17 protein-coding genes are annotated in these 22,167 nt (G+C 53.2%); 3 read left to right on the forward strand and 14 right to left on the reverse strand.

The genetic code is table 11. The features are described 5' to 3' along the window. Positions 1 to 109 precede the first annotated feature (109 nt). From INT19_RS15245 to nrdR, 12 genes are all read right to left on the reverse strand, one after another. On the reverse strand, positions 110 to 1,162 hold the full coding sequence (locus tag INT19_RS15245; protein ID WP_095604554.1) for an oxidoreductase: 1,053 nt from the start codon (positions 1,160 to 1,162) through the stop codon (positions 110 to 112). 110 nt (positions 1,163 to 1,272) lie between these two features. Next, positions 1,273 to 3,117, reverse strand: a complete 1,845-nt coding sequence (gene ilvD / locus INT19_RS15250) for a dihydroxy-acid dehydratase (RefSeq protein ID WP_038486064.1) — start codon at positions 3,115 to 3,117, stop codon at positions 1,273 to 1,275. 139 nt (positions 3,118 to 3,256) lie between these two features. Further along, the gene (locus tag INT19_RS15255; RefSeq protein ID WP_193061392.1) at positions 3,257 to 5,416 is read right to left on the reverse strand and encodes a methyl-accepting chemotaxis protein; all 2,160 of its coding nucleotides are present in this window, start codon (positions 5,414 to 5,416) and stop codon (positions 3,257 to 3,259) included. 150 nt (positions 5,417 to 5,566) lie between these two features. Beyond that, positions 5,567 to 8,026: an endopeptidase La gene (gene lon, locus INT19_RS15260; protein WP_193061393.1), complete on the reverse strand. Its 2,460-nt coding sequence runs from the start codon at positions 8,024 to 8,026 to the stop codon at positions 5,567 to 5,569. Positions 8,027 to 8,204: 178 nt separating this feature from the next. Beyond that, entirely contained in the window at positions 8,205 to 9,452 is a 1,248-nt protein-coding gene (locus tag INT19_RS15265) for a DUF945 family protein (protein WP_193061394.1), read from the reverse strand. A 127-nt stretch (positions 9,453 to 9,579) separates the two neighbouring features. Continuing rightward, positions 9,580 to 10,053, reverse strand: coding sequence for a phosphatidylglycerophosphatase A family protein (locus INT19_RS15270; RefSeq protein ID WP_038486072.1), 474 nt, complete (start codon positions 10,051 to 10,053; stop codon positions 9,580 to 9,582). Further along, positions 10,050 to 11,027 (reverse strand): thiamine-phosphate kinase, encoded by a 978-nt coding sequence (gene thiL / locus INT19_RS15275; protein WP_193061395.1) that lies wholly within the window; start codon positions 11,025 to 11,027, stop codon positions 10,050 to 10,052. Before thiL ends, INT19_RS15270 begins: the two co-directional genes overlap by 4 nt. Before the next feature lie 35 nt (positions 11,028 to 11,062). Further along, a complete protein-coding gene (gene nusB, locus INT19_RS15280) occupies positions 11,063 to 11,566 on the reverse strand; it encodes a transcription antitermination factor NusB (RefSeq protein ID WP_009721754.1) in 504 nt (167 codons plus the stop codon). Continuing rightward, on the reverse strand, positions 11,563 to 12,051 hold the full coding sequence (gene ribH / locus INT19_RS15285; protein WP_009721753.1) for a 6,7-dimethyl-8-ribityllumazine synthase: 489 nt from the start codon (positions 12,049 to 12,051) through the stop codon (positions 11,563 to 11,565). The genes nusB and ribH overlap by 4 nt, the downstream gene beginning before the upstream one ends. Positions 12,052 to 12,055: 4 nt before the next feature. Further along, positions 12,056 to 13,222 (reverse strand): bifunctional 3,4-dihydroxy-2-butanone-4-phosphate synthase/GTP cyclohydrolase II, encoded by a 1,167-nt coding sequence (gene ribBA / locus INT19_RS15290; protein WP_193061396.1) that lies wholly within the window; start codon positions 13,220 to 13,222, stop codon positions 12,056 to 12,058. 72 nt (positions 13,223 to 13,294) lie between these two features. Next, a complete protein-coding gene (gene ribD, locus INT19_RS15295) occupies positions 13,295 to 14,461 on the reverse strand; it encodes a bifunctional diaminohydroxyphosphoribosylaminopyrimidine deaminase/5-amino-6-(5-phosphoribosylamino)uracil reductase RibD (protein ID WP_193061397.1) in 1,167 nt (388 codons plus the stop codon). Next, a complete protein-coding gene (gene nrdR, locus INT19_RS15300) occupies positions 14,461 to 14,964 on the reverse strand; it encodes a transcriptional regulator NrdR (RefSeq protein WP_089037417.1) in 504 nt (167 codons plus the stop codon). The genes ribD and nrdR overlap by 1 nt, the downstream gene beginning before the upstream one ends. Before the next feature lie 237 nt (positions 14,965 to 15,201). Between nrdR and INT19_RS15305 the strand changes: the two genes are divergently transcribed. Further along, positions 15,202 to 16,971 (forward strand): sugar phosphorylase, encoded by a 1,770-nt coding sequence (locus tag INT19_RS15305; protein ID WP_193061398.1) that lies wholly within the window; start codon positions 15,202 to 15,204, stop codon positions 16,969 to 16,971. 134 nt (positions 16,972 to 17,105) lie between these two features. Beyond that, entirely contained in the window at positions 17,106 to 17,885 is a 780-nt protein-coding gene (gene dsbG / locus INT19_RS15310) for a thiol:disulfide interchange protein DsbG (protein WP_193061399.1), read from the forward strand. An 889-nt stretch (positions 17,886 to 18,774) separates the two neighbouring features. On the opposite strand, the gene INT19_RS15315 is transcribed toward dsbG, so the two are convergent. Next, a complete protein-coding gene (locus tag INT19_RS15315) occupies positions 18,775 to 19,464 on the reverse strand; it encodes a CBS domain-containing protein (RefSeq protein WP_193061400.1) in 690 nt (229 codons plus the stop codon). Positions 19,465 to 19,587: 123 nt separating this feature from the next. Continuing rightward, positions 19,588 to 21,018 carry a hypothetical protein gene (locus tag INT19_RS15320; RefSeq protein WP_089038882.1) on the reverse strand — a complete coding sequence of 477 codons (1,431 nt, stop codon included), beginning with the start codon at positions 21,016 to 21,018 and terminating at the stop codon, positions 19,588 to 19,590. Positions 21,019 to 21,130: 112 nt separating this feature from the next. Here INT19_RS15320 and INT19_RS15325 point away from each other — a divergent pair, with 112 nt between their 5' ends. Beyond that, a complete protein-coding gene (locus INT19_RS15325; protein WP_193061401.1) occupies positions 21,131 to 22,129 on the forward strand; it encodes a J domain-containing protein in 999 nt (332 codons plus the stop codon). Positions 22,130 to 22,167: the final 38 nt, after the last annotated feature.

Raw genomic sequence — 22,167 nt, forward strand, 5'->3', positions numbered from 1 at the left:
GGGTGAGGAGGAGTCCATCCCATTGGGTAACGAATCTCGCGAGGAACGAGCGAATGAGGCACCCGCGGAAGGTAGCGGAACGACGCCCAGAGGCAGCCGTCCCAACTGCTTACAAATGGTGTTTTAGCGGTATCCAGCGGCGTTGGCGGTGGCTGTCTAGACCAGCTTCCAAGAGCGTCATGCTCCGTAGCGCATCGTCAATATCAACAGGCAGCGGCGTTTTATCGCGGATCGCGACGGCCACGCCTTGATAGTAAGCCAGGTAGTCACCCGCCTGGGTAGCATGCTCATGACGCACTAGCGGTGCCTCTTCTCCGTCGCCCTCGCGAAGGGTCAGCGTACCAGGGGCGTCAGCACCCCAGGCAGGCGTTGGCACCTCTCCCGCTTTTAAGCGATCCTCTTGAGGGTCTAGACCGTATTTAAGGTAGCTACCTTTCGTTCCATTAATGCGGAAGCGCGGTGTTGATTCGGCAACCAGCGTGCCAGCGCTGAGGCTAACGCGACAGCCGTCGTACTCCAGCAGCGCTAAAAAGTCATCATCGGCTTTAGCGTCATCTCTGCGCACACCCAGATCTAGCATGATGGCATTTGGCATCCCAAACAGCTCACAGGCTTGGTCAAGCAAGTGAGGGCCTAGGTCATACCAAATTCCCCCACCTGGTGTGGCTTTTTCGCGCCAGCGGTCACGAACTTCAGGACGAAAACGATCAAAACGCGACTCAAGCCCAGTGACACGGCCTAACGTGCCGGCTTCAAGCAGCGCTTTAATAGTAAGGAAGTCACTATCCCAACGGCGGTTATGAAATACCGACACCAAACGCTCTTTATCAATCGCCAGCGCTTTTAGCTGCTTGGCTTCTGAAAGTGTGACGGTAAACGGCTTATCGACGACTACGTGTTTACCCGCCATCAACGCTGCTTTGGCGAGTGGAAAATGCGTGTCATTAGGTGTCGGGATAACGATGAGGTCAATATCGCTGCGCTGACATAACGCCAGTGCTTGGCGCTCAACCTCAACATCCAAGTCAGCATGCACTTTGGCGGCATCGCTAGAGGATACTGCGACTAAATCCAGGCCTTCCGTTGCCTGAATGAGTGGCGCATGAAACGTTTTACTCGCAAATCCATAGCCAACGAGGCCAACGTTGATAATCGCCTTCATTACATTCCTTAGTCGTTTTGACGGTTTGCATTGGGCATAAAGCAGCTCACATAAAGCAATCCACATAAAACAGCCCGCTTTGCACGGGCTGTTTTACATAGTACCTACACCTAGTCGAGCTTGGAAAGGTCGCGAACCGCACCTTTGTCTGCTGACGTGGCCAGCAATGCGTAGGCTTTCAGTGCGGGAGTTACCTTACGAGGCCGCTGCTCGACGGGCTTCCAGGCGTCTTTGCCTTTAGCTTCCATCGCCTCGCGACGCTTCGCTAATACTGAATCAGGTAGTTGCACGTTAATCGTACGGTTGGGAATATCAATCAGAATGGTATCGCCCTGCTCAACCAAACCAATCGCGCCACCTGCCGCCGCTTCGGGGGAAACATGGCCAATGGAAAGCCCAGAAGTCCCGCCAGAGAAGCGGCCATCCGTCAACAATGCACAGGCCTTACCCAGCCCTTTGGATTTTAAGTACGAGGTCGGATAGAGCATTTCCTGCATGCCAGGACCGCCTTTAGGGCCTTCGTAGCGAATGACCACTACATCGCCCTCTTTGACCTTACCGTCCAATACATTGGCCACTGCTTGATCTTGGGACTCAACGACGTGGGCTTTGCCTTCGAACACGAGAATCGAATCGTCAACGCCTGCCGTTTTAACCACGCAACCATCGAGGGCGATGTTGCCGTAAAGCACAGCCAAACCGCCTTCTGTTGAGAACGCATGCGCTAGGTCGCGAATACAACCGGTAGCACGATCGCCATCTAGGCTTGGCCAGCGGGCGCTTTGTGAGAAAGCGGTTTGGGTTGGAATACCACCAGGGCCTGCTTTAAAGAACTCGACCACCTCAGCGTTTGGCGAGCGCATAATATCCCACTCTTCCAGCGCCGCTTTTAGGCTATCGCCGTAAACAGTTGGCACTGACGTGTCCAGCACTCCCGCACGATCCAGTTCGCCCAGAATAGCCATAATGCCACCCGCACGGTGAACATCTTCGATATGGTATTTCTGGGTATTGGGTGCCACCTTACATAGCTGCGGCACTTCCCGAGAGAGCCGATCAATATCCGCCATGGAGAAGTCGACTTCCGCTTCTTGGGCCGCCGCCAGCAAATGCAAAATTGTATTCGTAGATCCGCCCATGGCGATATCTAACGTCATGGCATTTTTGAACGCTGCTTTGTTACCAATCGCACGGGGCAGCAGGTGGGCTTCTTCGCCTTCATAGTAGCGCTTGGCCAGCTCTACAATGCGATGGCCAGCGGTTTCAAACAGGCGCCGACGGTCTGAATGGGTCGCCAGCACGGTACCATTACCAGGTAGCGCTAAGCCTAATGCTTCCATTAGACAGTTCATCGAGTTAGCGGTAAACATACCCGAGCAACTGCCGCAGGTGGGGCAAGCACTGCGCTCGACTTCAGCCAGAGTTTCATCATCAACGCTATCGTCAGCCGCCATAACCATGGCGTCGACCAGATCTAGGCCGTGATCTAGCAGCTTGGTTTTGCCCGCTTCCATGGGCCCACCCGAAACAAAAATGACCGGAATATTGAGGCGCATAGCAGCCATCAACATCCCAGGGGTAATTTTGTCGCAGTTGGAAATACACACTAGCGCGTCGGCACAGTGGGCATTACACATGTACTCAACGCTATCAGCGATAATATCGCGGCTGGGCAGCGAATAGAGCATGCCGTCGTGCCCCATAGCGATGCCATCATCTACCGCTATGGTGTTGAACTCTTTAGCCACACCGCCGGCTTTTTCAATTTCACGGGCGACCAATTGGCCCATGTCTTTTAAGTGAACATGGCCCGGTACAAACTGGGTAAACGAGTTCGCAACCGCAATAATAGGCTTATGGAAGTCGTCGTCTTTCATACCTGTAGCGCGCCAAAGGGCGCGGGCGCCGGCCATATTACGGCCGGCGGTGGTCGTACGGGAGCGATACTCGGGCATGGTGTCCTCTTCTACATCTTTATCGTGGCCTACCGCATTCTTGGCGACAGGCAAGTGAATCCAGCGGCCTTAGATTGTGGCATGAGCGCACCGTGGAGACTAGATGGTGAGAGCAACCTCCCTTGCCAATTTGTCAGAGTTAAAACGTCTCCCACTGTGCAGAGTGATCTTGACTAGCCACTTCTCTTGCCGCAGCGCCTGAAGGCAGTTTCAGTGATGCTTTACGCTGCGCTTGATTAACCTGCTGTAGCTTTTCCCGGGCAGAGTGAATATTTTCTTCCTGGGCGCCTTCCAGACGGAAGGCATCCACTACATTCGCTAGCTCAAACGTCTCTAGCGCTAAATTATCCGCAGAGGCCGCGATGGTTTGTACTTTGGTGGCGTTTTGCTGAGTCACATTATCCATTTCAGCAATCGCGGAATTAATTTGGCCAATACCGCTGCTTTGCTCGCTTGAGGCGGTGCTAATCGACTCCATCAGCTCACTGACACGGCTGACCTGCTGCATCACATTATCGATGGCTCGCTCAGCTTGCTCGACCGCGCCACGGCCGCCACTGACCTCTTGCGTCGTACTTTCAATCATCTTGCGAATTTCTTGGGCCGCATCAGCACTACGGCTCGCCAAGTTACGCACTTCACTAGCTACTACCGCAAAGCCTCGACCATGCTCTCCAGCACGTGCAGCTTCGACCGATGCATTGAGTGCCAGGATATTCGTTTGGAAAGCGATTCCGTCAATGACGCCAATCATCTCCGCCATTTTTTCAGCACTTTGGGCAATACGCTGCATTCTTGCGACCAACTGCTGCATTTGCTCTCGGGTATCGCGGGTGCTTGAGGCATTCTGCACCGCCAGCTCCGTCGCTTGGCGAGCATTCTCAGTATTTTGCTGCACCGTGGACGTCATTTCTTCCATACTAGAGGCCGTTTGCTGCAGTGATGACGCCTGCTGCTCGGTGCGAGAAGCAAGCTCTTCATTTTCAGCGGCAATTTGCTGAACAGCAGGCGTGACAACCGACACTCGATGTTCTACATCACCGACAATACTCGCCAAGCTAAAGCGCATGGTATCCAACGAATAGAGCAGCTCGCCCAGCTCGTCTTTCGTTTCACGACGTTCGCGAGCAGCCAAATTACCTGCTGCAATTTGAAAAGTAATATGTCGCGCCCCTTCTACGCTGCGCAACACTGACCTTAAAATCACGGTACTGAGACCTACCATCAACAGCAAACCAATGACCATCAACACCACTTGAGCAATCAACATTTGCTGACGCCCCTGCTGTGCCTGACTCACTAGCGCTTCCGCACTTGCTCGCTCATCGCTTACTAACTGGCTACTGCCCTCTCTTAGCTGCTCTGTAGTAGGTTGTACGCCGTCGTTAAAAGCTTCGAAAGCAGCAAAGCCATTTGCGTCACTGATCGCCGTCAACGTGGTATCGACACTGTTTCCCCAGGTCGCTAATCCAACACTAAAGGCTTGCAGACGCTCAGAATCGGCATTGCTGTCAGTAAGATACTCGTTCCAAAGCGTTTGTATTGATTGAGAATATTCGCTAATTGATGCGGCAACTGCATCAACATCAACCCGCCGAGGGTTACGAACAGCAGGTTCCAACTGAGTTACAACCTGTCCGATTTGGCGGTCTATTCGCTGAAGATTGGCGACGGCTTCTAGCCCTGAGCGATTTAACGTATCGAGACGCTCACCAGAAACCATTAAGCCGTACATCCCTAGGCCGCCTGCCAATCCCATTAGAATAATGGAGGCTACGACCATACCCGTTAACTTAGCTTTTAGGCTATTAAACTGAAAGCGAGCAAAAAAGCCTCCCACACCACGGCGCCTTAGCGCCCCTTGCGCCAGCGTGTAGCGGCGAGATTTACCTTTTTCGCGTATTTCTTTATAGACGGTTTCTGCCAGCGCAATACTTTGAGCTGGGGCTTTGCGCCGCAACGAGGTATACCCTACGATGCGATCGCCATCCCTGAGCGGTGCTACGCTAGCAGTGACCCAATAATGATCACCATTTTTACGACGATTTTTGACCGTACCCTGCCAGCTCGCACCTGACTTAATCGTCTTCCAGAAATCTGCATAAGCTGCTTCCGGCATATCCGGGTGGCGAATTAGGTTGTGAGGGCTTCCCATCAATTCATCACGGGTATAGCCGCTGACCTCGACAAACGCTGCGTTAGCGTAGGTCACATTGCCCTTCAAATCGGAACGTGAAATCAGCACAGTCTCATCGTCAAGCGTGTACTCACGCTGAGTGACGGGTTGGTTGTTGCGCATGCAGAGGCTCCCTAGGGGACTTTTAATTTTGATTTGCCTCTATTATCACTTGCTGCAAGGGAATTTAACCTCTGAATAACCCTAAAAAAACGCCGCACTCTTTGGTGCGGCGGCTTAACTAAACGGTTGTTTAACGATCGATTGAAGCGCCTACGTGAAGACCACATTGGCCACATCACGATAGCGGTTTGCAAAATGCACCGTCATTCCCTCTTTCAAGTAATCGGGAAGCTCTTCGTAATCACGCTTATTAGCTTCTGGTAGTATCACCTCAAAAATATCGCTGCGGCGTGCGGCAATAATTTTCTCTCGAATTCCCCCTACCGGTAAGACTTGCCCGGTTAAGGTCAATTCGCCGGTCATTGCCAAGGGGCGGTTAATCGCCTGATGCTTGGCCAGCGAAAGCAACGCCGTAGTCATTGTGACCCCTGCCGACGGGCCGTCTTTGGGTGTCGCCCCTTCAGGCACGTGCAGATGCACAAACGCTGAATCAAAGAAGTCGGCATCGGCACCATACTCTTGCAAGTGGCCCAGCGTGTAGCTGTAAGCAATATTGGCAGACTCCTTCATCACATCGCCAAGCTTGCCGGTGAGTTTAAAACCGCGATCCAGAGCATGAACTTTGCCCGCCTCAATAGGCAGAGTTGCGCCCCCCATGGAGGTCCAGGCAAGCCCGGTAACAACGCCTTCGCCTTTCAGCACTTTCTCTTTGCGGAATAGCGGTGCTCCCAGGAACTCTTCCAGGTTTTTAACCGATATTTTTACCGTTTCCAGCTGCTCTTCCAGTAGCTTTACGGCTGCCTTGCGAACAATACGATGCAGCTGTTTTTCAAGCTGACGAACACCTGCCTCACGGGCATAGCCGTCAATAACCTGCTTGAGCGCGGCATCCGTTAAGTTGATACGCTTCTTAGGCAGGTTGTCGCGTTTCAACAGCTTCGGCCATAGGTGGTGCTTAGCGATCTGTAGCTTCTCTTCCGCGATATACCCAGAAAGGCGAATCTGCTCCATACGGTCAAGCAACGGCCCTGGGATAGAGTCCAGAGTATTCGCGGTGCACAAGAACAGCACTTTGGATAGGTCCATGCGCACATCGAGATAGTGATCCAGGAAATCGACGTTTTGCTCTGGGTCTAACACTTCAAGCAGCGCTGACGCGGGGTCGCCCTGGAATGATTGGCCCAGCTTATCAATCTCATCGAGCATAATCACAGGGTTCTCGACTTCGACTTCTTTAAAGGCCTGGACTAGTTTGCCGGGCATTGCGCCAACGTAAGTACGACGATGACCTTTAATTTCAGCCTCATCGCGCATCCCGCCCACAGAGAAACGATAAAACTCACGGCCCAGTGCTTCAGCAATAGAGCGCCCAATCGAAGTTTTACCGACCCCGGGAGGGCCGACCAGCAGCACAATCGAGCCACCTACATCGCCTTTGAAAGTACCTTCGGCAAGAAACTCAATAATCCGCTCTTTCACATCTTGTAAGCCGTCGTGATCGCGGTTGAGAACTTCCCTGGCATGAGCCAAGTCAAGCTTGTCCTGGCTGGTAACGCCCCAAGGCAACGAGGTGAGCCAATCAAGATAGTTACGAGTAGTGCCGTACTCTGGCGAGCCGGTTTCTAGCACGCTGAGCTTATTGAGTTCATCGTCAATACGCGCTTGGACGCGTTCTGGCACCACCAGTGACTCTAGGCGGTTCCTAAACGTATCGACGTCGTTTTCACGGTCGTCTTTGGAAATACCCAGTTCACGCTGAATAACCTTAAGCTGCTCACGCAAGAAAAATTCTCGCTGCCGCTCCTGCATTTGAGCATTCACCTGCTCACTGATCTCGCTTTGCAACTGAGCAACATCGATTTCTTTACGCAGCAATGGGAGAACTTTGTGCATACGCTCAGCCACCGACAGCGTGGCGAGTACATCCTGCAGGTCGGGGCCCTTGGCAGATGTGATAGCAGCTGCAAAGTCAGTTAGCGGACCGGGCTCATGGGGGCTAAAGCGATTGAGATAGTGTTTTAGCTCTTCACCATACAGCGGATTAATCGGCAGCAACTCTTTGATGCCGTTAATAATCGCCATCGCATAAGCGCGGGTTTCTTCGTTCTCAGCGTCGACTGGTTCTTTGGGATAGCTGACTTCCACCAGATAAGGCGGCTCTTTAGACAGCCAGCGCTGAATTTTAAAACGCCTAACCCCCTGAGCGATAAACTGGATCTGTTGATCTTCGCTCTGGAGTTTATGTACTTTGACCGCCGTGCCAATCTCAGGAAAATCGTTGTGATCCAACGACTCAACACCTTGCTCGCCAACAAAGGCAACACCAATGGTGTGGTGAGGCGTATTGCCTACCCGACGTATGGTTTCTTGCCAACGCTCGCGGTTGATGACCAGCGGCTGTACCTGAGCGGGAAAGAAGGGTCGATTATGAATCGGCAATAGATAGATACGCTCTGGGAGCATATCGCTGGCAGGCACTAATGAATTAACTTTCTCACCGTCTGAACGGTGCTCTTCACTGTTCGAGGTATCGTCTTGCGGTGCGTCGGACTCATCGTCCGTCAGCCAATCGGGGTGTTCGTGATCGCGGTCGTAATCCTGGTCGCTCATGCGCCCTCCCATAACAGTGACTAGCGGATTGATCCGCTTAGCAATGTCTAAGGAATGTGGGCACAGGGGGTGAACTTCAACCCTTGGCACCATTTGTAGCAGTGTATTCGAAGAGTGGTAACAGCTTCAGAGCTCGTCGCTGTTTAGTAGAAAGCAGTGATGCTCAAAACACTTATGCTCAAAGCTGAGGCATTGGGCGTCCATTAACGCGCAATTCGCCACGAACAACATCAAACTCTAATTCTCGCGTACCAAGAGGCAGGCCTAGCCAAAGGGCTGCCACGGTTGGCGCATCGTACCAAGTAAAATCACCATCAATACGATCCAACCAGCGAGCGCGCTCTTCTGGCTTATCCAGCCTCGTCATCATGAGTTCATCAAGCCCACGCGCATCAAAAAAGAGCGCACCATCTGCGTTAACGTTGATACCTAGCAGCGGGCTTTCAATCGCGATCGTTGTAATGTCTAAACGAGGTGAGTCACTCAACACACCTTTTAAATCAGGGGCTAAACGCACCAGCAGCCCTTCTGCCATTGGTAGGCTAGCGTCGCCCCATGAGGCTTCTTGCCGCAAACGCAAGATTGTTGCGCGAACAGCATCCGCATTTAAGCGTGAAAGCTCGGCCTCAATCCGACCACTTAACAAAGGTGTATCGGGCGCTTCGCTTGGGACGCTCACCTCGCCAATGATCAGTTCGCCATTCAAGCGAAGCTCTTGCTCGTCGAGTACCATGTGGCTGTGAACATCAAGCGGCGACACACGAATATCATAGGCAGGATAGTGAAGCGATAACGACTCAACATGCAGATGGTCACGCTGAGCAAAATGATAGGCATCGTCAATGTAGGTATAACGGCTTTCAAGAGACGAAGGCCCCATCGTTAATTGAGCGGGACCATCTGTTAGCGTGAGCTGGTCGAGCAGCGCACGCAACCGCCAATCACCAAATACGCCTTCTAAGCGCATACGGGCACCACGAACCGATAGCTCACGACCATTTTGCTGGATCACAAAAGGGGCAAGTGCCAGACGCAGTTCACTGTGCCCACTTAGCGTATGGTAGCGTCCTTGCCAGCGCGGTATAGACGGAGCAGAGACCTCTCCCACGGCTTTTTGCAAAACGCTATCTAAGCGGGGCAGTAGCGTTCCTTCAACGTCAGTACTTAACGCACCATGACGAGCACGGTAAGTAAGCTCTAACCGCCATGGCCGCCCTAATAAGGGCGATAAAAGCAGTTTTCCCTGAGACGTCAACCACCCTTGGCGGCTCTCCGTCCGACTAACCCGCCACTCCCCTCGCGCTTCCAAATCTTCTAATGCTTGACGAAGGCTGCGTTCAAACAAAATGCTTGATAGCAGTTGTGCCGCCACCCACGCCACCACTAAGGCCGCGAGAATAGGCACGATTAGTCGTTCCTTGCGCATGCGATCTCCTTGAACACCCCCACGATTGGAGCCATTCGCCAACGACATTGCGTGATCAGTTCCCAGTAATTAGCTAAGTCCATTTATTATATAGGTGACCCACCTGCCGGTTTGTGCAGATAGGTTATTAGTGTAGCCAAAACCATAAATGCATCGTACTCCACGCGTAGATGCCCGCCATAACGTCATCAATCATAATGCCAAATCCCCCGGCAACACGCCGGTCTGCCCACCGGATAGGCCACGGTTTGAAGACATCGAAAATACGAAAAACAATGAATCCCCAGAGAGCGGCCTCCCACGAGAAGGGCACTGCCGCCATGGTTATCCAGTAGCCAACAAACTCATCCCAAACAATACCGGAGTGATCATGCACGCCTAAGTCATGGGAAGTTTTGTCACACAACCACACCCCAACCACAAACGCCACAAAAACAATGCTGAGATACCAGACCAAAGGGAGGTCGGCCATCATCCAGTAGAATGGGATTGCTGCTAGCGTCCCGAAGGTGCCAGGCGCCCAGGGCACCGCACCACTGCCTAGGCCAAAGGCAAAAAAATGGGTTGGCCGACGCCAAACGCTCGCTGGTGCTCGGTTCATGGCGCTTCCCCGCTAAAATGCTGCCACCCTTCGTAGTCACTGGCGGCAACGCCAGTGACACCTAGCGTTTCGGTACAGTGACCTATCACCGTCAGCGAGAGACCGAGATCGGCGAGCCGCTGTTGGGCAATAGCGAGACTTTTGGGTGAGAGTGTCACCAGCAGCTCATAGTCGTCGCCACCCGATAGCGCGGCTTTAATTGCCTCATCGTGGCCTAACGTTTCTTGCAATCCTACGGCCAACGGTAGCGCGTCGACGTCTAGTGCGCAGCCTATGCCAGATGCCTTACGCACGTGCGACAAATCTGCCAACAAGCCATCCGAAATGTCCAGTGCCGCCGTTGCAATACCGCGCAGTGCCACACCCGCGGCTAAGCGAGGTTGCGGCAACAAATAACGAGCCAGCAGTGGGTGCGACAATTCGCGTTCGCCCTGGCGCCAAAGTGCTAAGCCACCGGCACCACCACCCAAGGCACCGGTCACGGCGATAACATCGCCGACCTGCGCACCTGAGCGAGTTAGTGCTTGGCCAGTTGGCACTTCGCCCATCACCGTCACACCAATGGTCAGTGCCCCAGAGGTGACATCACCACCAACCAGCGCAGTGGCGTGCTGCTGACAAAGCGCGTGAAACCCTTCAGCGTATCCTGCTAACCAGTGTTCAGCAGCTTCGCGGTCATTAAAGACGCTCTTATCCAGCGTCATTGCCATCAGGCACCAACGAGACTTAGCACCCATGGCTGCTAAGTCGCTGAGCGCCACCGCCAGCGCGCGATGTCCTACCGCGTGCGCTGGCGCATCGTGAGGAAAATGCACGTTACTCACCGACGTATCAACGCTGACCACAAGCTGCTGACCTGCTCGGGGCACCAAAAGCGCTGCATCGTCGCCATTTTCAAGCGCTATGCCAGCTGTCGCGTGCGCCTCCTGCGGCGACATGAAGTAGCGCTGAATCAGTTCAAATTCGCCAAGCACAAAGGCCCCTTAAACGCATTATCAGGAGGCTCGCCTTACAGACGGCGAGCGCTGACCTCAGCACTTCGTAAGCGATTTGCTAACTTATCGAGAATGCCGTTCACGTATTTATGGCCGTCGGTGGCACCAAATGATTTGGCCAGCTCAACGCCTTCGTTAATCACTACTCGGTAGGGTACTTCCATCCGCCGAGAAAGCTCATAGGCACCCAAGCGCAGGATAGCTAGCTCAACAGCATCAAGATCTTCGAGGCGTCGGTCGAGCAGCGGCGCAATTTCACGATCTAACTCCGCTTTGAACCGAACCGTGTTATGCAGCAGTTCATGGAAAAGCGCCTTATCAGCGATTTCCATTACTTTCACCCAGTTTTCGTAATCTTCCAGGTCATCATCTGCCACCTGACTACGAAACTCAGCTTCGATAGTGGTGATCGATTTCCCTGTCATTTGCCACTGGTAAATCCCCTGAACCGCTAACTCACGCGCGGCGTGGCGCCCTAGCTGCGCGGCAGAGGGCTTACGCTCACGACGTTCGCTCATTGGTTGTCTCCTAGCGGCAATGCTCGCAGTAATGAGACCATCTCCATCGCTGCCATTGCGGCTTCCGTACCTTTATTACCCGCTTTGGTACCCGCCCGCTCAATCGCCTGTTCGATAGACTCAACGGTCAACACGCCGTTTGCTACCGGCGTATCGAACTCAAGCTGGAGGTGGTTGATGGCTGTGTTGCAGCCGCCAGCTACATATTCAAAATGCGGCGTGCCACCACGAATAACAGCGCCCAGCGCGATAACAGCGTCGGGCTTCATGACGTTAAGTACACGCTTTACTGCCAGCGGTAGTTCCCAAGCACCAGGTACGTGGACAAGGTGAATATTGTCCGCATCAACGCCGTGGCGTGTCAGGCTATCAATAGCGCCTTCCACCAGGCTATCCACCACATGGTGGTTAAAACGGCCTACAACGATGACATAACGGCCATCGACATCCACAAAAGTGCCTTCAACTTGCGAAAGGGATTGCATCAATTTATTCCTGCTGAGAAGTTGGCTCATACGCCGTGTCATTGGGTCCTAGACGCTCGACAACTTCGAGATCAAAACCGGAGAGCGCCGAGAATTTCCACGGTGAGCTGAGTAGCCGCATTTTGCCTACCCCTAAATGGCGTAGGATTTGCGAGCCAGTACCAATCGTTAAGTAGTTACCTGAACCGTCCGAATCGCTGGTGCGCGGTTGACGCACGCGATCCAGAAAAATATCGAGTTGATCTTTCAAGTCTTGGTGAGGACGACCATCGTCAATCAGCACAAAGACCCCCGCAGACGCATTAGCGATCTCTTCCAGCGCACGATGGGCATCCCAACGGCACTGCTCATCTTTCATTAACCCTACGATATCACGCAGCGTATCCGCCAAGTGAACACGCACCGTTGTCGCCTGCTCTGGCGTCGGCTGCCCCTTAACTAACGCCAAATGATGAGCACCTTGTATACGGTCCCGGAACACATGCAGCGCCAGTTCCCCATGGGCCGTCATCACACTGGTAATTTCAACCGCATCAACCGTTTGTTCATTGACGATACGGTAGTGAATCAAGTCGGCAATCGTGCCAATTTTAATACCATGCTTTTTAGCAAACTCTTCAAGCTCAGGCCGACGCGCCATACTGCCATCATCATTCATGATTTCACAGATGACGCCGCTAGGATCGCAGCCTGCTAAAGAGGCTAAATCACAGGCTGCTTCAGTATGCCCAGCACGACGTAGAACACCACCAGGTTCAGCCATCAGCGGAAATATATGCCCTGGCTGTACGATATCCGTCGGCTTGGCATTCGCCGCCACTGCCGCTTGAACAGTACGCGCACGATCAGCTGCTGAGATGCCGGTGGTCACACCTTCGGTCGCTTCAATGGAGAGCGTAAACTTAGTGCCAAACCCAGAGCCGTTATCACGCACCATCAGCGGTAGGTTTAGCTGCTCGCAACGCTCGCGAGTCATGGGCATACAAATAAGCCCACAGGCATAACGTGCCATGAAGTTGATATGCTCGGCCTGAACTTTTTCGGCCGCCATAATGATATCACCTTCGTTTTCGCGATCCTCATCATCCATGAGAATCACCATTTTGCCCTGGCGGATATCTTCCACCAGCTCAGCGATAGGGGACAACCCCTCTGAAGAGGAATGCGCCATGGAATCTCCAAAATAAGTGGTCGCAACACATGCGATTTCGCGCGTCAGGGTACCTTGCTCTGGCCCGGCGCGCTAGTCAGTGCACGGTTTAGCGATGATGCGCCAGTCACTCCCAACGGCTCGAATTTCTTTAATAGTTAAGCGCTTCTGGTCGGCCATGCGGGTCATCCCGGGCAACGCAAATAGTGGTCGAGCCTCGCCTCCCAAAAGCGTGGGAGCAACAAATAACTGCAGTTCATCCACCGCATTTGCATCTAACAGCGCGCCTGCCAGCGTAGCGCCGGTTTCAACAAGCAGCTCGTTTACCAGCTCATGCTCAGCCAACCAGCTCAGCATCTCGGCGAGGTCGATTCGGCCTTCTTGAGCCGCGGGCAGTACCTTAATGTCAGCGCCTGCAGTTTCCAGCTTTTGGCGTTTTTCTTCACTGTGGTGTTCAGTGGTAATAATCAATGTGCGGCCGGGTTCACGAAGACAAGCGGCCGCTAACGGTAACCGCAGACGCGAATCCAAAATAACCCGTAGTGGCTGCCGCTGACTAATTGTATCCGCGTTATCGAGCCCCAACTGGTCTGCGCGCACGGTTAGTCGTGAATCATCCATAATGACGGACTCAACTCCGCTCAAAATAGCGCTTGAACGCGCTCGCAGACGCTGCACTTGGCTACGAGCTTCTGGGCCAGTAATCCATTGTGACTCTCCAGAGCCCATGGCAGTACGGCCATCCAGGCTCATGGCCATTTTTAAACGTACAAAGGGACGCTTGTGTTGCATACGGGAAATAAAGCCAGGATTTAACGCACGGGCATCCTGTTCCAACAGCCCAACATCTACCTGAATTCCTGATTCCCGAAGCCGCTTGATACCGCGTCCACTCACGCAAGGGTTAGGGTCAACCATTGCGACGACCACACGGGCAACGTTGGCATCCGCTAACGCAACGGCACAAGGGCCAGTGCGTCCTGTATGGGAACAAGGTTCTAAAGTGACATAAGCCGTTGCGCCTTCTGCCCTGGCACCAGCGGCGTTAAGCGCGTGAATTTCTGCATGCGGTTCGCCAGCACGGAGGTGAAAGCCCTCGCCAACCACCTGCCCTTCAGCGTGTTGATCGTAGCGGACAATAACACAGCCTACCCGGGGGTTGGGGTCTGTTGTATACAGCCCTTTCGCCGCCAATTGCAGAGCACGCGCCATAAATTGATGATCAGCGCTGGTAAAGCCTCTCTCCGTCAACTCGTTCATCAAACCTCTCCGCGATCTGGGTCGCTGTGGGCTGATGCAGGGTGATCGCCTGGATCTTGAGAAAGACGGTCTATCTCGGCGCGAAATTCGTCTAAATCCTGAAACTTACGATATACCGATGCAAAGCGGATATACGCCACCTGATCCAGGTTGCTTAATGCCTTCATGACGGCTTCACCGATATCCCGCGCATTAACTTCGCGGTCTCCGCGGGCACGAAGCGATTGGCGAATACGCTCCACGGCGGCTTCTATTGCCTCGGCACTTACCGGACGCTTCTCCAGCGCTCGCAACATGCCTGCACGCAGCTTGCTCTCGTTAAAGGTTTCGCGTGAGCCGTCGGATTTTACGACCCTCGGCATAATCAGTTCTGCGGTTTCATACGTGGTGAAGCGTTCTTGGCAGCTAGCGCATTGGCGACGACGGCGCACCTGGTCACCGTCGGCTACCAGCCGCGAGTCGGTCACTCGAGTATCATTAGCACCACAAAAAGGGCAATGCATGGCAGTCAACCTGTTGTCAGTACGTGCAGCGTGTCAGCCTGTGCGGATAACGGCACATATAAGCATATTGTGAACTATTATTAGCAGCGGAGTAGCCACGCGCTACAACGACATGCAGTTTAAGGGCGCTTGCAAGCAAAAATAGTCGCTTCTTTAAACGCGGCGTTAACCTAGCATTGTAACGATTTGGCACACAAGCTGCAGCGTTTGTCGTAGGTTGTTTAAGAGGACATCCCTATGACCCCATTTGAGCAGACAGTCCACCATTTCCTTTCGCACCTCTACGGCCCCCGCGCCAGCGAGGTACAACGCCGACTTGGACAACACATTGAACACTTTCGCAGTGCATCACAGGCGCCAGCCATAACAGAAAATACCGCGGCTGAAGGCGATAATGCACCAACATGGAGCGAAAAAGATCAATGGGTCATTAGCTACGGTGATTCCATTGTGGCAGAGGAAACACCGCCTCTTGCCGTGCTTAATGAGTTCCTTCAGCGCTATTTGGGGGAGCGTATTAGCGGCGTGCATGTCCTGCCTTTTTTTCCCTGGAGTAGCGATGATGGCTTTTCAGTCATTCATTACCGTGAGGTTAATCCAGAGCTAGGCGATTGGCAGCATATCCGTGAGCTGGCAAGCCACTATGACGTGATGGGCGATTTAGTGCTAAACCACGTGTCTCGCGAGTCTCTGTGGTTTGTGGATTATTTAACCGGAAGCTTGCCAGGTCGTGATTACTTTATAGAAGTAGACCCAGAAACCGATGTTTCTGACGTGGTTCGACCACGTAGCAGCCCGTTGCTAGTGCCTATTTCCACGCGCCGAGGCACGCGCCATGTGTGGGCAACCTTTTCAGAAGATCAGATCGATTTAAACTTTGAAAATCCTGACGTATTGCTTGAGTTTGTTGGCATCTTACTGTTTTACCTCCAACAGGGCGTGCGTATCATTCGCCTGGATGCAGTGGCATTTTTATGGAAGCGTCTGGGAACGCCATGCATCCATCTTCCCGAAACTCATACGGTGGTCCGTTTACTGCGCGCCATTGTGGATGAAATAGCCCCGGGCACGCTGATAATTACCGAGACCAATGTCCCTCACGCAGAAAACATCAGTTACTTTGGCTTAGAACGGTTAGCCAACGGGGCGCCAGACGAAGCCCACATGGTCTATCAGTTCGCCCTGCCCCCTTTGTTATTGCACACGCTCACCCGCGGTGAAGCCACTACCCTTCAAACATGGCTTTCCAGCCTGCCGATACTGCCCAGACACTGCACCTATTTAAACTTCACCGCGAGCCATGATGGGATTGGCGTGCGTCCTTTAGAAGGAGTGCTACCTGACCATGAGCGAGATGCGCTGCTGGAACTGATGCATCGCTTTGGTGGCTTTGTCAGCATGCGGAGCAATCCTGATGGCAGTGACTCACCCTACGAAATCAATATTACTTGGTTTGAGGCCATGCGCGGCACGCGTAGAGGACCAGACCCCTGGCAAATTGCCCGCTTCCTGTGCAGCCAAGCTATTATGCTGACGCTCCAGGGCATTCCCGCCCTCTATATTCATACATTGACCGGCACGCTTAACGATGTCGAAGGAGTGGAGCGCAGCGGCCGATTGCGCTCAATTAATCGACGCCGCTGGCAGCGTGATGAGCTAACACTGTTACTCGAAAGCCCCTCAACGCCGACCCACGATGTGTTTCATGCGCTTAGCCGCTTGCTGGAACTTCGGCGCACAGAGCCCTGCTTCCACCCCAACGCCACACAACGCGTACTGACTACGCCGCCTGAAGTGTTAGCCATTGAGCGAGGCCCGCTAAGCGACGGCCGCCGCCTGCTTGCCCTGTTTAATGTCACCGATACGCTACTGCCATTAGATAATGTAGGAGAAGCACTTGAGCAGGCACTTAGCCAACATACTTGGCGTGCTTTGGATCTGCAAAACGCCCTGGAGGAAACCGCGCTTCCTCCCTATGCAATAAGATGGATGGTGGCAGACACGTGAAAGGTGCATTGCGGCATAATGTCTCAGCAATTAGGCAATATAATCGCCAAATAATCGATGACTGAGATACTGTCGCGATCATCATCAATGGCGATAGCGTTGATGCCGACTTTTCGCATGTATAAGGACGTGTTATGCCTCACATTTTTTTGCCGGGATTGCGCACCTTAGCGCTTACTGTAGCGATGAGTAGCGTGTCGTTGAGTTATGCCGAAGAACTGCCGGCGCCGGTTCAAGCGCTCACCAATCAGGGGATAACGATTCACGGTCAGTTTGAGGCGCCAGGGGGCATGCGTGGTTACGGTGCTAGCGTGCAGGGCCAAGAGCTGGCGATTTATTTAACGCCTGATGGCCAACACACCATTATCGGCACGCTAATGGATGATCAAGGCAACGACCTCACCGAAGCACAGATAGAGGAGCATGTTCGGGTGCCGCTTGAAGCGCAAACCTGGGCGTTACTGGAAGAGAGCCACTGGATTCAAGATGGCGATGAAAACGCGCCGCGGGTTATCTATACCTTTACCGATGCTAACTGCCCCTACTGTCGCCAGCTGTGGCAACAAAGCCGCCCCTGGGTAGAGGCTGGTGAAGTGCAGCTGCGCCATATTATGGTGGGCATCTTGGCGCCGAACAGTCCCGCTCTGGCGGCCACGATACTAGGTGCAGACGACCCTTCTGCTGCGCTACATGACCACAGCAGCGGCGATTCGCTTTCAGCAAGCGCTCAGCCTAGAGATATTGAAGAACAGGTATATGCCAACAATCAGCTTTTTGAGGAGCTAGGCCTGTACGCTACGCCCACCAGCGCCTTCCAGCGCGAAACAGACAGTGGCAATTTACGTATCGACCGGATTCAAGGCTTACCGAGCGAGGAGCGTTTAATTGAGATGATGGGCGGTGAAGCGCCTTAAAGCAGACAATTGGGCTGTTTTTTTTGTTTAATAAGTGCCTGACGGTGACTCCCCCCCAGCCCTCCGAGCCGCCCTCGTCATTCCCGCAGGCCCTGCCACTTCGTCATTCCCGCAGGCCCTTAGCGGGAATCCATGTTGACCTGGGATTTCGGGCTGCTGCAGGTCAAGGTCAAGGTAGATTCCCGATAACGAGACTCGGGAATGACGGTGCGATGACTCGGGAATTCGCCGATGAGCTGGTTTTTTTGTTCAATAAGTGCCTGACGATGACTCCACCCCAGCCCTCCGAGACACCCTGGTCATTCCCGCAGACCCTGCCACTTCGTCATTCCCGCAGGCCCTTAGCGGGAATCCATGTTGACCTGGGATTTCGGGCTGCTGCGGGCCAAGGTCAAGGTAGATTCCCGATAACCCCACTCGGGAATGACGGTGCGATGACTCGGGAATGACGTGCGGTGACTCGGGAATGACGGCTAGTCTTTTTGTTTAATAAGTGCCTGACGATGACTCCACCCCAGCCCTCCGAGCCGCCCTCGTCATTCCCGCAGACCCTGCCAGTCTGTCATTCCCGCAGACCCTGCCACTCCGTCATTCCCGCAGGCCCTGCCACTTCGTCATTCCCGCAGGCCCTTAGCGGGAATCCATGTTGACCTGGGATTTCGGGCTGCTGCAGGTCAAGGTCAAGGTAGATTCCCGATAACCCCACTCGGGAATGACGTGCGGTGATTCGGGAATGACGTGCGGTGCTCGCTTTGGGAGGTAGCCGATTTGTTATATGGGGCTAGGGGATAATGCCAGTCAGCCTTAACTGACTGGCATTACGCATTAGCGCCCATAAAAAAACCCGCTGCATAAAGCAACGGGCTGTTTAGCTAAGAAACACAACGTGTTAGAAGTAGCCTGCTCCACGAGGCATCATGCCAAGATGATTTTCAACATGCTTGACGCCCTGAGTATTTTCAGCCGCTACGGTCACTGCCTGCTTCTGTTCTACTGACTCTACTAGCCCCCAAATCTCTACGTTCCCACCATCAACAATCACACTGAAGCTTTCGGTTCGCACACCGGTGTTATTATCGATCTCTTTGAGAATGGCTTCACGGATAGAGCGATCATCCTCCGGCGACTGAGTGGGCGCTACAACCGCGTTAGCAATCCCTTGAAGTAAGTTTGCGCGACTGACAATGCCGACGAGCTTACCGTCTCGCACCACTGGCACCCGCTTGATGTGATGCTTCTCCAGCAAACGAGCAATGCTATGCAGCGGTGCATTTTCTTCGACAGTTAGTGGCTTGGAGGTCATTACCTCATGTGCCTTACGTCCATGGGATTTAATATATGTCCCCGCGTCTTTACCGCCACTGAAGAGCGAGAGCCACCAAGAGCGGTTATCGTCCGCTTCATCTTTCACTCGACGCATCAAATCGCCTTCACTCACGATACCCAGCACTCTACGCTCATCATCGACGACCGGTACGGCACTGATGCGGTTTTCAAGTAGCAACTGCGCTATATCGCGCACGTTTGCGTCGGGCCCTACACACACCACGTTGGGTGTCATAATGTCGATAGCTTGCACAGTATCCTCCAGGCGACAGGATCGCAGTCGCAAATTATATTGCTCACCTTTGAGACTAGTGTGCTACTGGTGATTTCGCTATGCAGACCCAGCCTCAGTGCCAGTCTATTGATCCAACGCAGTTTATTTGCTGGTTTTCTCTACACTTTCCTCAGCGACTTTCTCGACATCGACAATGCCAGAACGGCTTACAACCACTTTCCAGCGAGCTAGGTAGGTTGTGTCCTCACTACCGGTCTCACGAATGACCAAGTTAAACAGGTGACGTCTCTCGACACTTTCTCTAACGGCCTGACCTTCCTTCAGACGGTAAATGAAGTGCTTCTCTTTGCTCATTAAGCGCGTCAGCATGGAAAGATCGATATGCAGCGTTTCACGGGTATGCTCATAACCGCTTAAAAAGCGGGTGGGCGACATACGCGAGCTGGAACGGTAATGAAGTACTTCTTCTTCACGCTGAGCGACCGTGCGACGGCGCATTTGCTGAATATCAGCATCTAGTGCGGCATAGCGCTTATAGTCGAACCACTCTAACTGCCGGCCCACCGATTGATTGCGCGTGGGGTCGATATATTGCCGCCGCCACTTTGGCCTTCCACGCCGCAGCCAGCGCCATAGCGTGTTACGCAGGTCGTCTTTAAACACTTCCCGCATCGCATAAAGCAGCGCCAACGCCAATACAAACAACGCAGTGACATCGCCCAGCACACTACGCAAGTGGAGCACACCAAGCGATACAAAGGTCATTACTACTGCAGTCGCCAACGCTTTTACTGCCTTCTGCTCGCCGCTCCCAAGCTCTAGAGCACGCTGCTTGAGCGTAATGGGATGCTCAATAAGCCTCCTTAGCAAGCGCATTTTATTCGACATCCGAGTGGGATCTTCCATCACCCGTTCAGCGTTATACTCTTGCTCTTTTCGATAGTCGCTCTCACGCTGGCAGACGATGATAAAGCGACGCTTTATCTCACTAAACTCGCCGCCACGAGGCATATGCGCTACTAATGCCAACAGTTGCTGCTCGGTAAACCAGGAAAGGTAATTATCGATGTTGGCAAAGTATTTATAGAGCCGTTCGTCGGTGGGCGAATTGCGCCGCAGCCGTTTAAGAATGCCGTCACTCAAATCGCTCATTTCATACAGTTGATCACGGAGCGCATCGGCAAGCTCTTGAAGCTCGCCGCTCTCCTGGCGCTGATCACTAGTGGCATGGCGTAGTTTTCGGGCGCTGACCAGCATTGCCTGAGTCGTTCGTTCTAACGCCCCAACGTATTGATAAGCGTACAAACTTAAGCTTAATCGATAGGAATCACTGCCTAACTGATTACGGCTCGCTAAACGGCTATGGACCAACGGTAAATGGTACTCATCACTGTAGTAAGTGCGTGAAACGCTAATCGCGCCGTGATAAAACGCCTCTTCTGAAATGACATGGGTGCTAAGCCCAAGCTCTTTGGGCACAAATAGGTAAACATCGAGCGTGTGCGACGTTTCTTCCTTGAGCCGTCGAGTGAGCCTCAGCTGGAAGCTATTTTTACGCTCAACATTGATCACCTGACGAATCTCCTACTTCATTGCGTAACGCGATGATATACCATGGCCAATCATTATCAGGATGGCCGTTAAAGTACTTCTGCGGTTAACCTCTTTGCCTTGGAGCCAGGGAATGTCCATTGCCCGTTTTTCACCCTTTGAGCTGTTGCTGCTAAAGAGCCGCAGCCAAGTGGATACGGCAACACTACTACTGTTAGCCTGGGTGCTTGTACATCGCCAGCAGGTGTCTGAAGGCCAGCGGCGGCGGCGCCTGGCTCAAGTCACCGCGCAATTTCGTCACGGGCACGAACTTGGGCCAGTGATGAGTATTGCCCATAGTCAAGACCTTCAAGCCATTCAGTTAGCGGCCGAGGTTGTGCGCAATGAGTGCTCCAACGAGCGCAGTCTCAGCATACTTTACCAAGCGATCACGGTAGCCACCGACGATGGCGAGCTATCTCTGAATAACCATTACATTCTGGGCTTTCTCGCTGATTTGCTAAATGTCACACCTGCCACATTCAGCACTCTCTTTCATGAGTTAACGGGCAAACCACTGCAATCAGCAGAGGACCCCAGTCGAGATACATACTGGCAGGTGCATGATCCAGAATATCATGCGCGCAAGGCACGTGATGCACACGCGGCTGAACAGAAAGCAAAAGAGGCCGAAGAGCGCCAGCGTGCTAATAAAGAACAACAGCAACAAAAGCAGCAGAATAAACAACGCCAACAGGAAGAAGCACACCGCGAGAAGGCAAAACAGCAGCAGGCCAAGCAAGAACAGAACAAGCGGGAACAGGACAAACAAAAAGAGCGCCGCAAACGACAGGAACAGACCCAACAGCAACAGCGTCAGCGCTGGCAACAAGAGCAGAAGCGTCAGGAAGAAGCCCGTCGCCAACAGCGGGAGCGCCCCTCTTCACCACCCGATCGCCACACACGGGCGCTGGCAGTATTAGGACTAACACCAGGGGCTAATCGTGCCGATATCCGCCGCGCCTATCGCCGCATGGCGCAGCTGCACCACCCTGATCGTTTCTATTCAGGTAGTGAACATCAAATAGCACTGGCATCAACGCGCTTTCAGCGAATCAAAAGTGCCTACGATTATTTGATGCAAAACACCTGATCAGCCTACTGTTAACGATTAAGGGCAGAGCACCCAAA

The sequence above is a fragment of the Halomonas sp. 3A7M genome (assembly GCF_014897875.1).
GTDB lineage: Bacteria > Pseudomonadota > Gammaproteobacteria > Pseudomonadales > Halomonadaceae > Vreelandella.

Coding starts and splice junctions, on each gene's coding strand:
- INT19_RS15245 (WP_095604554.1), bottom strand. CDS start 1,162: ATGAAGGCGATTATCAACGTTGGCCTCGTTGGCTATGGATTTGCGAGT.
- ilvD (WP_038486064.1), bottom strand. CDS start 3,117: ATGCCCGAGTATCGCTCCCGTACGACCACCGCCGGCCGTAATATGGCC.
- INT19_RS15255 (WP_193061392.1), bottom strand. CDS start 5,416: ATGCGCAACAACCAACCCGTCACTCAGCGTGAGTACACGCTTGACGAT.
- lon (WP_193061393.1), bottom strand. CDS start 8,026: ATGAGCGACCAGGATTACGACCGCGATCACGAACACCCCGATTGGCTG.
- INT19_RS15265 (WP_193061394.1), bottom strand. CDS start 9,452: ATGCGCAAGGAACGACTAATCGTGCCTATTCTCGCGGCCTTAGTGGTG.
- INT19_RS15270 (WP_038486072.1), bottom strand. CDS start 10,053: ATGAACCGAGCACCAGCGAGCGTTTGGCGTCGGCCAACCCATTTTTTT.
- nusB (WP_009721754.1), bottom strand. CDS start 11,566: ATGAGCGAACGTCGTGAGCGTAAGCCCTCTGCCGCGCAGCTAGGGCGC.
- ribH (WP_009721753.1), bottom strand. CDS start 12,051: ATGCAATCCCTTTCGCAAGTTGAAGGCACTTTTGTGGATGTCGATGGC.
- ribBA (WP_193061396.1), bottom strand. CDS start 13,222: ATGGCGCATTCCTCTTCAGAGGGGTTGTCCCCTATCGCTGAGCTGGTG.
- ribD (WP_193061397.1), bottom strand. CDS start 14,461: ATGAACGAGTTGACGGAGAGAGGCTTTACCAGCGCTGATCATCAATTT.
- nrdR (WP_089037417.1), bottom strand. CDS start 14,964: ATGCATTGCCCTTTTTGTGGTGCTAATGATACTCGAGTGACCGACTCG.
- INT19_RS15305 (WP_193061398.1), top strand. CDS start 15,202: ATGACCCCATTTGAGCAGACAGTCCACCATTTCCTTTCGCACCTCTAC.
- dsbG (WP_193061399.1), top strand. CDS start 17,106: ATGCCTCACATTTTTTTGCCGGGATTGCGCACCTTAGCGCTTACTGTA.
- INT19_RS15325 (WP_193061401.1), top strand. CDS start 21,131: ATGTCCATTGCCCGTTTTTCACCCTTTGAGCTGTTGCTGCTAAAGAGC.